The organism is Acinetobacter sp. 102 (assembly GCF_037028485.1).
Taxonomy (GTDB): Bacteria; Pseudomonadota; Gammaproteobacteria; order Pseudomonadales; family Moraxellaceae; genus Acinetobacter; species Acinetobacter higginsii.
The window spans coordinates 63337-77305 of the sequence record NZ_JAZEZK010000016.1; the positions used below are offsets into that span (position 1 = coordinate 63337).

16 protein-coding genes are annotated in these 13969 nt (G+C 40.1%); 7 read left to right on the forward strand and 9 right to left on the reverse strand.

Translation table 11 applies throughout. The features are described from left to right. Positions 1-5: 5 nt before the first annotated feature. The 5 genes from purB to WA352_RS15780 all read right to left on the reverse strand — a co-directional run bounded on the left by purB (position 6) and on the right by WA352_RS15780 (position 4610). Positions 6-1394, reverse strand: coding sequence for an adenylosuccinate lyase (gene purB, locus WA352_RS15760; protein ID WP_336143195.1), 1389 nt, complete (start codon positions 1392-1394; stop codon positions 6-8). 54 nt (positions 1395-1448) lie between these two features. Continuing rightward, positions 1449-2180, reverse strand: coding sequence for a high frequency lysogenization protein HflD (hflD, locus tag WA352_RS15765; protein WP_004652818.1), 732 nt, complete (start codon positions 2178-2180; stop codon positions 1449-1451). An 18-nt stretch (positions 2181-2198) separates the two neighbouring features. Then, positions 2199-3332, reverse strand: a complete 1134-nt coding sequence (mnmA, locus tag WA352_RS15770) for a tRNA 2-thiouridine(34) synthase MnmA (protein ID WP_336143197.1) — start codon at positions 3330-3332, stop codon at positions 2199-2201. A gap of 4 nt (positions 3333-3336) precedes the next feature. Next, positions 3337-3825: an NUDIX hydrolase gene (locus WA352_RS15775; protein WP_032865053.1), complete on the reverse strand. Its 489-nt coding sequence runs from the start codon at positions 3823-3825 to the stop codon at positions 3337-3339. Positions 3826-3917: 92 nt separating this feature from the next. After that, positions 3918-4610, reverse strand: coding sequence for a hypothetical protein (locus tag WA352_RS15780; protein ID WP_336143200.1), 693 nt, complete (start codon positions 4608-4610; stop codon positions 3918-3920). 126 nt (positions 4611-4736) lie between these two features. Between WA352_RS15780 and WA352_RS15785 the strand changes: the two genes are divergently transcribed. The 3 genes from WA352_RS15785 to WA352_RS15795 all read left to right on the forward strand — a co-directional run bounded on the left by WA352_RS15785 (position 4737) and on the right by WA352_RS15795 (position 7284). After that, positions 4737-5450, forward strand: coding sequence for a nucleotidyltransferase domain-containing protein (locus WA352_RS15785; protein ID WP_336143202.1), 714 nt, complete (start codon positions 4737-4739; stop codon positions 5448-5450). A 318-nt stretch (positions 5451-5768) separates the two neighbouring features. Further along, on the forward strand, positions 5769-6944 hold the full coding sequence (gene fmdA, locus WA352_RS15790) for a formamidase (RefSeq protein WP_004652821.1): 1176 nt from the start codon (positions 5769-5771) through the stop codon (positions 6942-6944). Positions 6945-6987: 43 nt separating this feature from the next. Beyond that, positions 6988-7284 (forward strand): FmdB family zinc ribbon protein, encoded by a 297-nt coding sequence (locus WA352_RS15795; RefSeq protein ID WP_336143207.1) that lies wholly within the window; start codon positions 6988-6990, stop codon positions 7282-7284. 73 nt (positions 7285-7357) lie between these two features. Here WA352_RS15795 and WA352_RS15800 read toward each other — a convergent pair whose 3' ends face one another. The 3 genes from WA352_RS15800 to WA352_RS15810 form a co-directional block, all read right to left on the reverse strand. Then, entirely contained in the window at positions 7358-7900 is a 543-nt protein-coding gene (locus WA352_RS15800) for a gamma carbonic anhydrase family protein (RefSeq protein ID WP_336143208.1), read from the reverse strand. Positions 7901-7992: 92 nt separating this feature from the next. Next, positions 7993-9141 carry a D-alanyl-D-alanine carboxypeptidase PBP5/6 gene (gene dacC, locus WA352_RS15805; protein WP_004808276.1) on the reverse strand — a complete coding sequence of 383 codons (1149 nt, stop codon included), beginning with the start codon at positions 9139-9141 and terminating at the stop codon, positions 7993-7995. 127 nt (positions 9142-9268) lie between these two features. Further along, positions 9269-9670, reverse strand: coding sequence for an MCR_0457 family protein (locus WA352_RS15810; RefSeq protein ID WP_004808275.1), 402 nt, complete (start codon positions 9668-9670; stop codon positions 9269-9271). A 329-nt stretch (positions 9671-9999) separates the two neighbouring features. Between WA352_RS15810 and WA352_RS15815 the strand changes: the two genes are divergently transcribed. Continuing rightward, on the forward strand, positions 10000-10362 hold the full coding sequence (locus tag WA352_RS15815; protein WP_336143210.1) for a VOC family protein: 363 nt from the start codon (positions 10000-10002) through the stop codon (positions 10360-10362). A gap of 98 nt (positions 10363-10460) precedes the next feature. Here WA352_RS15815 and WA352_RS15820 read toward each other — a convergent pair whose 3' ends face one another. Continuing rightward, a complete protein-coding gene (locus WA352_RS15820; protein WP_336143212.1) occupies positions 10461-10835 on the reverse strand; it encodes an MCR_0457 family protein in 375 nt (124 codons plus the stop codon). A gap of 337 nt (positions 10836-11172) precedes the next feature. Here WA352_RS15820 and surE point away from each other — a divergent pair, with 337 nt between their 5' ends. From surE to WA352_RS15835, 3 genes are all read left to right on the forward strand, one after another. Further along, positions 11173-11943, forward strand: a complete 771-nt coding sequence (gene surE, locus WA352_RS15825) for a 5'/3'-nucleotidase SurE (protein WP_005202622.1) — start codon at positions 11173-11175, stop codon at positions 11941-11943. 119 nt (positions 11944-12062) lie between these two features. Next, the gene (locus WA352_RS15830) at positions 12063-12887 is read left to right on the forward strand and encodes a peptidoglycan DD-metalloendopeptidase family protein (RefSeq protein WP_336143214.1); all 825 of its coding nucleotides are present in this window, start codon (positions 12063-12065) and stop codon (positions 12885-12887) included. A gap of 137 nt (positions 12888-13024) precedes the next feature. Beyond that, positions 13025-13954: a LysR family transcriptional regulator gene (locus WA352_RS15835; RefSeq protein ID WP_004808267.1), complete on the forward strand. Its 930-nt coding sequence runs from the start codon at positions 13025-13027 to the stop codon at positions 13952-13954. Positions 13955-13969: the final 15 nt, after the last annotated feature.

The following is a 13969-nucleotide window of genomic DNA, read 5'->3' on the forward strand; positions in this document are numbered from 1 at the left end:
CAGTTTTAGATATTGCTGATCAAATCGTTGATTTGTTTTGCTTGTTCAGCTGCATTACCAGTATAAGTTGCAGGTGTTAACTCAGCTAGACGAGCACGTTCGTCTGCTGGCACTTGTGCAAGTTCATCACCATTGACGAAGTTCACCATCATTTCACGTGTCATTGCTTGACCACGAGTAAGTGCTTTTAATTTCTCGTATGGCTTTTCAACGTTATAACGACGCATAACAGTTTGAATTGGTTCTGCAAGAACTTCTTGTGCTTGGTTTAAATCTTCATCTAAACGTGCAGCATTCAACTCAAGTTTGCCAACACCTTTTAAGCAAGCATCAAAAGCAATTAAGCTTTGTGCAAAACCAACACCCATATTACGTAATACAGTTGAGTCAGTGAGGTCACGCTGCCAGCGAGAAACAGGAAGCTTTTCACCTAGGTGACCTAAAACAGCATTGGCAATACCTAAGTTACCTTCTGAGTTTTCGAAGTCAATTGGGTTGACTTTGTGCGGCATAGTTGAAGAACCAACTTCACCATCTTTTAACTTTTGTTTGAAGTAACCCAGCGAGATATAACCCCATACGTCACGGTTAAAGTCGATTAAGATGGTGTTGTAGCGACGTAAAGCATCAAACAATTCAGCCATATAATCATGTGGCTCAATCTGCGTGGTGTATGGGTTGAAGCTTAGGCCTAAAGACTCAACAAATGCTTGTGCATGTGCAGCCCAATCAATTTCTGGGTATGCAGAAAGATGTGCATTGTAGTTACCCACAGCACCATTGATTTTGCCGAGTAACTCAACATTTTCGAATTGCTTGATTTGACGTGCCAAGCGATACGCAACGTTTGCCATCTCTTTACCCAAGGTAGTAGGGCTTGCAGTTTGACCATGCGTACGAGACAACATTGGTTGTTCAGCATGCGTTGTTGCCAAAGCTGAAATCGCATTGAGAAGTTGCTTCATGCTTGCAACTAAAACTTCACGACCATTTTTCAACATCAGCGCATGAGACAAGTTGTTGATGTCTTCAGAGGTACATGCAAAGTGAATAAATTCGCCTGCATTTTGTAATTCATCAATGTTGGCAATTTTTTCTTTAAGGAAATATTCAACTGCTTTTACATCGTGGTTGGTGGTGCGTTCAATTTCTTTAATGCGGTTTGCATCTTCTTCAGAGAAGTTTGAAACGATTGCATCTAAAGCAGCATTGGTTTCATTTGAAAACGGCGCAACTTCAATAATTTCTGCACGATTTGCAAGTGCTTGTAACCAACGCACTTCAACCGTGACACGAGCGTGGATTAAACCAAACTCAGACAAAAAAGGGCGTAGGGCATCGCATTTGCTAGCGTAACGTCCATCAAGTGGCGAGAGTGCGGTTAAAGCATTCATACAGATTCCTTAATTTTGGAATAAACATAAAAATAAATTCGTTGTAGCATCGGTCTATACCACCTGATACTGCAAACGAGCGAGAGCTTGAATATCTTGCAATAATTTGCGTTTACTAAAGATCATACTCCAAGAGCTTCCACCGAGCTGCTTCCATAAATGCGCAAGTTGTAAGCCTGTAAAGAGGCATGCACGAATACGGTTGGTATGATTGATGTCTTTAAATGCTTCGGCATTACCACGGACTAAAATACGCGGATTAATCTGTCCTGCCGTTTCTACATAGGTTTGTGCAAGGTTGGCAATGATGCTTGGGTGTAAATAGTTATTATCGAAAAAGGAGAGTTGCTTTAAGATTTTTTGTTGCGAGCTTTCTATAATTTTTACGTATTCAGGGTTACTGTAGACTTTCTTTTCCAACTGCAACAGGGCCATCGCATAGGACATGGGTAGTTTTGCTGTCGACATTTTAGGAACTCGGGATTTTGGTGCGGTATTAAAAGGCTGGGTAATACAGCCTTCTAATGTTTTTAATCCGAGTGAAATGTCTGCAAGTTGATTAAAAAAATCTAAGGTCTGAGTGGCATTATTTGCTGCAGGACGAATATTCAGACTGGCTTTAATCAATAACTCAAAATAGAAATTACCACTATCGCCAATGCTTTGCTGGCCAGCCATCGCAGTCATATGTGTTAACTGAGTTGCCTGAAAGACTGCGGCCAATGCTAGAGCACGGTTCTGTCTAACATTCAACGCTTGAGTGTGCTGAAAGGGTAACTCGACCATGCTTCGCTTCCAATTTCCTTAAATAAAATCTGGTTCAGGTGCATTGGTATGATGAATAACACCACCACCTAAGCAGACCTCTCCAGAATAGAACACCACGCTTTGTCCTGGAGTCACAGCGCGTTGCGGCTCATCAAACTCAACACGGATACCATTTTCAGTCTGTTCATCACGATATATGGTACACGCTTTATCAGGTTGACGATAACGGGTTTTCGCTGTGCAGCGGAATCCAGCCGATGGAATGTCCTGTTCACCTGCAACCCAATCAATTGACTCACTCCAAAGCTGCGTACTTTGCATCAGTGGGTGTTCATGTCCTTGACCAATCACCAAGCGATTATTGGCAATATCTTTATGTAATACGAACCATGCACCTTCTTGTACACCTTTCATACCACCGATACCAATACCACCGCGTTGACCCAGCGTATAGTACATCAAGCCATGATGTTCACCAACTTCTTTACCTGATTCCAAAACAATTTTTCCGGCTTGTGCAGGTAAGTATTGTTTAAGGAAGTCTGTAAAGCGGCGCTCGCCAATAAAGCAAATACCCGTTGAGTCTTTTTTCTTGGCTGTTGCTAAATCAAGTTGTTCTGCAATACGACGGACTTCTGGCTTTTCAATTTCACCCACAGGGAACAGGGTTTTGTTAATTTCACGGCCATGAACTGCATGCAGGAAATAGGTTTGGTCTTTATTGTTATCGACACCGCGGAGCAATGGGGCATAAGTCTCGCCGCGTGAGTTTTGTGTGCTTGCACCACGACGTGCATAGTGACCTGTTGCAATAAAGTCTGCACCCAAAGTCATGGCATGATCGAGGAAGGCACGGAATTTAATTTCTTTATTACATAAGATATCAGGGTTTGGTGTGCGACCTGCAGCATATTCAGCCAAGAAGTGCTCAAAGACACGATCCCAATATTCCATGGCAAAGTTGGCAGTATGCAGTTTGATGCCAATTTTATCCGCAACGGCTTGAGCATCTGCTAAGTCTTCCAGTGCTGTGCAGTAATCCGTACCATCATCTTCTTCCCAGTTTTTCATGAAAAGGCCTTCAACTTGATATCCTTGTTGAAGTAATAATGCGGCAGAAACGGAGGAGTCTACACCACCAGACATACCGACGATGACACGTTGTTGCATCTAATTAAGCATCCAAATGAGAAGTTAATGAGGGAGAAAAAGGGTGCTCATAAATAAGCGATAAAGGATATTTTTTGCCAGCTAGGGCATCTTCAACGGCTTTTAAAACCAATGGGCTACGCGCACGTGCTGTTTCTTGTAACTCATCCAAGTTCATCCATACAGCACCAACAATACCTGTATCCAGTTGCGCATTTTCTTCAACTGCCGTGACATGGGCCAAGAAGCAAAAACGGTAGTAGGTACGATCAGGAAACATTGGTGGGGTATAGGTATAGATTCCAAGCAGATGATCAATTTCAACATGATGACCTGTTTCTTCTAAGGTCTCACGGATCGCTGCTTGAATAATGGTTTCGTCACATTCGACATGACCTGCCGGTTGATTAAACACGGTATGTACAAAGCCCTCGCTGTGTTCTTCAACAAACAGAAAACGTCCGTCTTTTTCGACAACAGTGGCGACTGTGACATGAGGTGTCCAAGCGGTCATAGAAAGCACCATGATTTTAAAAAACGTATTCTACAAAATTTGAGAGTTTTTGGCTATGGTGGTTGAATCGTAGATTTAGCCGCTAACTGCTTTTATTCGTGTTTAATTTTACTATTAATAAATTTTCGTAGTTCTTTTGCCGATTGGCATGCTGGATCATCACCTCCATATTTACAACTATAGTTGAGAACATTTAAAGCTTTTTTATAGTTAGGTTCAGTATTTTCCTCAGAAATTAATTGGTCTGCGAACATGGTGCATCCCCAAGGATCACGCCAGTCACAAGTTTTCTCAAATGTTGAAAAAATACACTTTTTTTGTTCAGCAGCTAAGTGTTCTTTAAAATTCAACATTCCAGCAGCCCTGTTGGTGCAACCTGAGGCGATCCCTAGCTCACAACTTCTTTGAAATAATTGTTCGGCTGGAAGTTTATAATTCGCTTCTTGTAGTGATAAGGCTGAAAAGTAACAAGCAACGGCGTCATTTTTTAAACATAATTGATAACATTCTGATTGATTATCTTCACAAGCATTTATTGTGCTATCAGAAGTGCTTGAAAGTAATGTTTGTATTATGGGAGAGGAGCTTGCTGGACATTTCTGTAAATTATTTCTAAAAACTTCTTTGTTTTTTATATCATTTACTATGGAATTGAGAACTAAATTAAGTGATGGAGCAGTAGAAGAGCTGTCTAAAATATCTTTATCCAATGTCGTTTTAGTACATGCTGATAAACAAACACAACTCCATAGAGAAAAATATAAATAGTTTATTTTTTTGCTCATAAAAATTCCTGAAGTATTTAATACTATTAATTAATTCAATAGAAAATATAACTAATATAGGGTATTTATTAAATAAAAATAGACGGTGATGGTCTTTTTAATATATTCCTGCGTAGAGATATAAATATGATTCAAAAGGCATATCAGCCAGTTTTAAAAGATCTAATCTCGGTTTTTACCAGAGAGTTCACAACTGAGCTTGATAGCCTTTATATTTATGGAAGTGTCGCGAAAGGGAAAGCGGTTGTTGATCGGTCAGATTTAGATATATGTGTGGTTTTTAAGCATCAAATTGAGCATCTGGATCAAAAAATTGCTGAAATTAAAGTAAAGCTTATTAGTATCTATCCATTTATTGCAAAGATTGATGTCGATGTTGGCTATTTAAACGAAGTTCTGCATGAGAAAAATAAGAGTCGATGGGGAGCGTGGATTAAGTTTTTTTGTACCAATATTTATGGGAGGGATTTAAGCTGTTTTTTCAAGGATATCGAGATTGATAGACAGGTGATCCAAGCAATCAATGATGGATATCACGAGGAAATACAAGCATATTTGGATGTGTTGGAAGTAAATGACAAGCCTCAAGCTGAGTTGCTCAACTTAAAAAAATCTTTAATTAAAAGAATGATTCGCCTATTGCCTTTAACAATGAGGCATATTGAGGAATGGCCATTAAGTTTAAATGACACCGTCGAAGAAACGATACAGGTCTATCCTCAGCAAAAAGATCGACTGTATTTCTTGTTGCAAGAACTTGATAAACCCACGTTAACTGATGTGATTTCTTTAAATCGCTTAAGAGAGACGTATGCTTGGATAGAAGCTCATTTGCTGTAATTTTTGCTTATCCCATTACTGGTTGAAATAAATACCCTTTACCTAAGAGTATAAAATTTGACTGTTTTTGGCTACATAGGAAGGTTAATTGGCTAAAGTAGAAGAAAAATATTTGCTGTGACCCGTGTGTATTTGATGTGTTGAGAATCGAAAAGGAATTGCTTCAAAAAAACAGAATGTGCTAGTGTATTTTTTGACCGCAAGGTAAAAATAATAATTCCGTCTAAGCGATGTATTATTTGCTTAGGCCTTTCAATAATTTAGAAGTAGAACAGATGAAGAATTAGGCTCATATACAGCACACGGAGTTAAAGTATTATGCAACATATTAAAATTAAACCTGGTGTCGCTTTAGCAGAACAAGCAGAGATTGGCCATAATCGCTGGCATCCAGATATTCCATTTTTAACATCGGTGAAACCAGGCGAAGAAATTCTCATTGAAAGCCTAGATTTCTTAGATGCACAAATTAAAGATACCGATGATGTGTCTGATGTAAAACATGTTGATCTCACTCGAGCACATCCTTTGACAGGACCTTTTTATGTCGAGGGTGCTGAGCCGGGCGATTTATTGGTGATTGATCTTTTGGATATTCAACCAATCTCAGCAGTTGGTTTTTCTGGCGTTTTTGCGAAAGAAAATGGCGGTGGTTTTTTAGCGGATTATTTCCCTGAAGCGGATAAGGCAATTTGGGATTTAAAAGGATTATTTGCAACGTCACGTCATATCCCTGGTGTTCGTATTGCGGGCTTAAAACATCCAGGATTAATGGGGACGCTTCCTTCACATGAGCTTTTAAAAGAGTGGAATCGTAGAGAGGCCTTATTGGTGCCTAAGGGGCAGGCTAATCCACCTGATCCAAGAACTGCGGTGTTACGAGGTGTGACTGGGGCAGAGTTTGATCGGATGGCAGTTGAAGCGGCTCGTACAGTGCCGCCGCGTGAACATGGCGGTAATACCGATATTAAAGATCTAGCTGCGGGCAGTCGTATCTATTTTCCTGTGTATCAGAAAGGCGCTGGCTTCTCGATGGGTGATCTACACTTCTCACAAGGTGATGGCGAAATCGGATTCTGTGGTGCGATTGAAATGGATGGGGTAACGCGTGTTGGTTTTGACCTGATTAAAGGAGGAATGGAAAAATATAATATTGATTCACCGATCTTTGTTCCAAGCAATGTCAGACCTAATTACGATCAGTGGTTAACCTTTGAAGGCATCAGTGTGGAAAATGGGGTAAATCATTACTTGGATGCTACGGTTGCTTATCGTCAGGCCTGTTTAAAGGCGATTAAATATCTTGAGAATTTTGGTTTTACGGGATCTCAGGCCTATATGTTGCTGACCGCTGCACCTGTTGAAGGGCGTATCGGTGGTATTGTGGATATTCCAAACTGTGCCTGCACAATTTCTTTACCAACCTCTATCTTTGAGAAGAATATTTTGCCGCAAGGTGCCTTAAACGAGAATAAGTTTTGGGGACATCGTTAGTCTTGGATGAATGCAAGATTGATCGCTAAAGAAGGATTTTAAGATGCCACTGTATGATTTTAGATGTGAACATTGTGAAGGGATTTTCGAGCAGAATGTCCCAATGGCCAGTATTGCAAGGGATAACATATCTTGCCCGTATTGCCAGCAATCCATTTTATTGAAACCAATGATTACAGGGCATCAAAAGATCTCAGTCAAAAATAAATGGCGACCCTCATCGAGTGCCGAGCAACTGGCAGGGCCCTTGGTTGGAGGGCCTGGGACCAGCAAAAAAAGTGCTCGGACATCGGTGTTGCATAACTGCCGAGGTGTGAATTGTTCTTTATGTGAGCTTTAATATCTCACTACTCTTAGTGTTTAAGACACATATTTAATCACCATTTAACACCTGTTATATGCTGATTTTAAAATTACTTATCTTGATCTAAATAATTATCCTTCACTTTTACATAATGACGTGCTGAATAAGGAAGGAATTCCATTTCCTTTTCAGTCAGTGCACGAACTTGCTGTACCGGGCTGCCAACATAGAGATAACCGCTTTTTAACACTTTACGTGGTGGAACAAGGCTACCTGCACCAATCATCACATCATCTTCAATAACAACATCATCTAACACCACGGTATTAATCCCGATCAAGACACGATTACCAATGGTGCATCCATGTAAAGTCACATGATGCCCAACAGTTACATCTTCTCCAATGACCAGCGGAGAACCATTCGGTTTGGATTGATTCTTGTGGCTGACATGTAACATACAGTGATCTTGCACATTGCTGTTTTTGCCGATTTGAATCGAATTTACATCACCACGAATCACAGCAAAAGGCCAGACGGAAACATTCTCTGCTAATTTGACATCACCAACTACAACTGACATCTCATCTACATAGCAGCTTGAACCAACGTCAGGTTTTTGGTCTAAATAAGGACGGATGTTCTTTGGCATAATGGCTTTCGATCGGAAAATTTAAAGGAATTATAAAATAAAAAAGCATCCATGCCCAAGAGCATGAATGCTTAATCGTACTCTTCTAAAATTTAGAATAAGTTACTGAAGAACATTTTGATATGGTCAATCATACGTGCAAAGAAGCTAGCTTCTTCAACAGGTTTTAATGCAACCAGTGGTTTTTCAGCAATCACTTTGCCATCAAGACTCGCGACTAATTTACCAACCACTTGACCTTTGGCTAAAGGTGCATTCAGTTTTGGTTGAACCACAAGCTGAGTTTTAATCTTGTCTGCTTGGCCTTTAGGCATAGTCACATTGAAGTTTTCAGCTAAGCCAATTTGAACTTCGTCTTGTTTACCAAACCATACTTTTGCTTTTGCAAGAACTTGGTTAGCAGGTTGAACGTTTGCAGTTTCAAAGTTTGCAAAGCCCCAAGCCAATAATGTACGTGTTTGGCTGGCACGTTCATTCATGCTTGGTGTACCAAAGATCACCGAGATCAAACGCATTGGACCGCGTTTACTTGACGTGGTTAAGCAGAAACCTGCTTCATTGGTATGACCTGTTTTTAAACCATCAACACTTGGATCTGTATAAAGCAGGGCATTACGATTGCCTTGCTTAATCCCGTTGAAAGTAAATTCTTTTTCAGAATAAATTGGGTAGTATTTAGAGCTATCTTTGATAATGTGCTGAGCAAGAATTGCCATATCTTTTGCTGTTGAATAATGACCATCAGCTGGCATACCTGTTGAGTTGATGAAATGCGTATTCACCATACCCACACGTTTTGCTTCTTGGTTCATCATGTGGGCAAAAGTACCTTCATTGCCCGCAATGTGTTCGGCCATTGCTTTAGATGCATCATTACCTGACTGGATAATAATACCACGTAGCATTTCTAAAACTGTTGCCGTGCCATTTAAAGGAACGTACATACATGATTCAGAACTGCTACCACGACACCACGCAGATTCATTCATGCGTACTTGTTCGTTTTCAGTTAATTCACCCTTTAAAAGTTTCTGCTCAATGATGTAGCTTGTCATCATTTTTGTCATTGAAGCAGGTGCAAGTTTTTCATCTTCGTTTTTAGCAGCGAGAATCTGTCCAGTCTCGTAATCCATCAATACATAAGATTTATTATTTAATTCTGGTGGAGCAGATAGGACAGTTGCTGCATATGAAAAGCTTGGCAAAAGGAGTAATGCAGCAAGAGCGCTTTTTTGAGTCATTCTAGGTGGTTCCAATATCTTGTATGAAGCAGACGAGCCTAGCATTTTAGGACAAAGCAAAGCCGACTTCTACGGGGGAAGTCGGCTTTTTCATACAGTATTGTAACCTGAAGCTTAATTGGTCGGATTATTTCGAGTAATAATTACGAACATCATCGCAAATCTGGCGATTATCATCATCAGAAGCTGCTTTTGCATCAGCACGCGCTTCTTTTAATGCCTCTTGGTAGTCTTTGCCTTTGACGCGTTTATTGAGGGTTTCAACGGCATTCGCTTCATTGTTTAAATAAGCTTTAACGAGGTTGTCATAGGCTTTATTAAATTTTAAATCTTTGCCAATTAAACTTGGACAAATTTCAGAAAGAACATAGATAGCAGCAAGTTCTTGCTTGGTCACACTATCAGACATAGGCGTGACTTCAATCTTTTCAGGTTCTGACTTTTTTTCAGCTGCAAATGCTGTTGGCGCAAGCGCACTTGAGGCGATGAGGAATGATAAACCTAGTGTTTTAAAAACATTTTTCTTCATAACAAATCAAACTCAAAAACAAGACTTAAAGAATTTGAACAACTTATAGCACAAAAGCATGTTAAAAAATGTATGTTTGCTGTAGGAAGCATGGAGAAAATGTGGGTATAGATATAATGTAGTAATCTTTTTGAGGTTTGATGAGCTATGTTTTGACATGCTTGCTTGTACATGGTTTGCTTTAAAAGTAGGCGATTTAAGATGAGTTTATCTTAATAGGATTGCGATGAGCATGGAAGAAGCCACTAAGCCACAGGATGATAGGCACGCAAAGTAAATAAAAAAATGCGAGAGAAAATAAGAAGTCTGTAGATAACAGGAGTAATAAGATGAAAGCAAAATTCACAGGTGGTGTTGATATTGCACTTAAACTTCCACCACATCAATTTGAAGCTACCGTCGAGTTTTATCGTGATGTGATTGGGCTTAAACAAATTACAGAAAAACTGCCTGATATAGGCTTTGAACTTGGACCCGTTAAATTATGGATCGCTGCGGCACCTGAGATGAGTCAAGCTGAGCTTTGGCTTGAATTGTTTACCGATAATTTCTCAGAAGCTGCTGAATATTTGGAAGCGGCGGGTGTAATTCGTTGTGATGCAATTGAACCCTTAGCAGAGGGATTTCGAGGAGGGTGGATTGCTAGTCCAGCTAATATTATTCATATGGTTCGTGAACCGGATGCTTGGTAAGTATTATTCGAGCAATATCAGAACTTTTATTAATTAGATACAGCGAAGTGGTTTTAACTCATTCAATCGTTAAAACCACATCAGATTTCTAAAAGTGATTAACCTTCAAAATTAATTACTTCTTCACATACTGATTTTTGTTCGGCTTTATCCATTTCTGATGCTGCTTCACGAGCATCTTTTAGCAAAGTTTTAAACTCAGCATCTTTCTGTAAGCTGTCCAAAGAAGCAGATTTATCAGAATAATTACTTAAATATGAACCCATCATTTTTTTGATATTTTGGTCAAATTTAGCATTTTTACCAATCAAGTTTGGGCACATTTCAACCAGTACTTGTGCATTGGCGATATCATCTTTAATCAATGCATCTGCTTCTTTTACAGAAACCGCTTCATCAGCAAAAACAGTAGGTGCTGCTAAAAGTGTGAAACTCACCCCAAAAATTCGGATAAAATTAGATAAATGTCTCATGGCTGTATAAATTTCTAATACTATGAAGACCTAAATATATATAATTCAAGGAATAATTCAATTGGAAAAACTGTTGAGTAAGCTGAGGTCAGTTGACAGTTCAACGATGTTGATGGCATGGGTCATATTCAGTTTATCTTATCAACTTTGTTGAACGTTCAAATCAATTTGTGTCAGGTTCTTTGCGCGCAGTTTATTAGAATTGTCTCTAATTCGAGGATGAAACTTGACAAGGGCAGTGTCATTGCCTAGGTTTCATGCCTGATTTAAATTATGTTGGCCTAAACACAGGGAGTGGCTGAAATACCAGTTATCCCCAAATAGAGAATAGATTCCAGTGAATATCTTAATAGCAAATGATGATGGTGTGTTTGCACCTGGGCTACAAGCTTTAGCGCAAGCATTAAAACCTTTGGGCCGTGTTGTAGTGGTTGCGCCAGAAAGTGAGCGCAGCGGTTATTCTAGCGCTTTAACACTTGATCGCCCTTTGCGGCCTATACAAATTTCTGAAGATGTGTGGGCAGTCAATGGAACACCTGCGGACTGTGTCTATTTATCCATGAATGGGCTATTTGATTTTGAATTTGATCTTGTCGTGAGTGGCATCAATAGTGGTGCAAATCTTGGCGATGATGTTTTATATTCAGGTACGGTGGGTGCAGCTTTTGAAGGGCGCTTGATGAAACATCCTGCGATTGCAGTTTCTTTAGCTGGATCAAATGTACGTTCTTATGAACACCCACAACATTATGCAGTGGCAGCGCAGTGGGTTCATGATTTTATCGCGAAAGGACTCCCTGTTTTACCACCACGTCATATCTTTAATATTAACATTCCAGATATTGAACAGCTTAAGGGCGCACAGGTAACCTATCAGGGGCGTCGTGCTCAATCCAAGCCAATTAGTAGTCATGTTGATCCGCGTGGTCGTCAGGTGTATTGGATTGGGTTGGCAGGAGAGGCGATTACCGATCCACAAGCAGTATCCAGTGATATTCAGTCCGATTTCTTTGCGGTTTCGAACGGTTATGTCAGCATTACTCCAATCCAGATGGATGCAACCAACTATGCTGTGCTTGAAAATTTGCATGCTCATGTAAATGGTTAGCCGTATGAATGTTATAACTTTGTGAATATAGAAAGTGAGAACTCGTTTTTTCTCACTTTTTTGGTACTCTTAGGCGCAAATGTAATAATGAATTAAGGTTTTTTTCGATGAGGGCGAAGATGCACTTAAACCATGTCTCGGTTTTTCTATCACAGAAAATGATTAAAACAATCGTTTTGTCTATGGCGGTTGCAACAGTGGCAGTTATGACGGGTTGTGCATCTAAACCGCAAGTAAATGGTGGCGCGCGTTATGTGCAAGCACCAAATTATTATACGGTTCGCTCTGGCGATACCTTAAGCGCGATTTCAAATCGTTATGGCTTGAACTACTTAGATGTTGCAGCTTTGAATGGTATTGCGCCGCCGTACCGTATCTATGTCAATCAATCTCTACGTTTAAAAGGTTCTGTCGCACAACGTACAACCTCTACGCAAGCAATGACACAGACCGCACCAATTCAACGTCAAAGCATTAATTTACCGACTCAGCAACCTGTGGCTCCAAAAACACAGCCTGCGATCCCAAGACCAGTGGTTCCAGCAGTGCCTGTGAATCCATCTACGACCTTGGCATCAAGTCTACGTTGGGTGAAGCCATCGAATGGACCAATTATTCAAAGCTATAATATGGCGAGTAATGTAAAAGGAACGCGTTATGGTGGTAATGAAGGGGATCCAATCTTCGCAGCAGCAAATGGGCAAGTTGTCTATGCCGCAGATGGTTTAAAAGAGTACGGTAATCTTGTTTTAGTCAAACATATCGATGGTTATATCACGGCTTATGCTCATAACAGCAAAATGTTAGTCAAGAGTGGCGATACCGTGACTGCGGGGCAAAAAATTGCAGAAATGGGTTCATCGGGCGCTTCACGTGTCATGATGGAGTTCCAAGTCCGCTTAGACGGGAAACCTGTGAATCCAGTCACAGTTTTACCAAATTAACCTTAAGATTATTAACAATATTTCAATTATTTATTAATAATCCTCTAGTGCGTAAATAGACTTCCTTGTATACTGAAATGAGATTGCTTTCATTAGAACAATAAGCATATTAATAAATTAAGGTAAGAGGGAAGTCTATGCTAGATCAATTGCGTGCAATGGGGGTGTTCGCCTGTGTTGTGGAAAAAAGCTCTTTTAGTGGTGCAGCAAGAGACTTAGGAATTACAACCAGCGCAGTCAGTCAACAAATCCGTTCTTTAGAACAAGAAATGGATGTTACGTTACTCCATCGCTCAACTCGAAAACTCAGTCTCACAGAAGCAGGACAAGCATTCTTTTTAAGTTGCCAAGAAATGTTAGCTGCGGCTGAACGTGGCAAAATCAGAATCAATGAATTGCGGGACGATCTCGTTGGAGATTTACGTATTGCAACTACGCCAGAGTTGGGTGCACTACATGTGATTCCCGCACTGTCACATTGGATGTCAGCGCATAAAGGCTTAGCCATCCATTTTGAAGCGGATCACCGTTATATTGATTTAATCGAAGAACGTATTGATATTGCGATTCGTATGAGTCTGAAAGTTGATGATCATCAATTAGCAGCTGTACCTTTAGCTCGTGTAGATCAGGTGTTGGTTGCTTCACCAAGTTATCTCAATCAAGCTCAGCCGATTACTCGTCCAGAAGATTTACGTCACCATGAATTACTGCCAATCACGTTAATGCAAGGCTACCAACATTTTGCATTCCGTCATGGTACCAGTGGTGAAGTTGTCAATGTGGATATGAAATCACGTTTAGGGACTAATAATGTCTTTGTCGCAAAATCACTATGCCAACAAGGGCATGGTGTTGCACGTATTTTGTATATGGATATTCAAAAAGAATTGATTAATGGTTCTTTAGTTGAGGTATTACCCGATTGGCAATTGCCAGCGTATACCTTGCATGCTTTAACCTCTAAGCGTGAGCAATACCCAATGAAAGTACATCGTTGTATTGATGCGCTGAAGCAATATTTTGCTCAACTTCCTGGTGGGCGTTCCTTGCAGGGCGTAGCCTAATAAAAAAAGCCATGT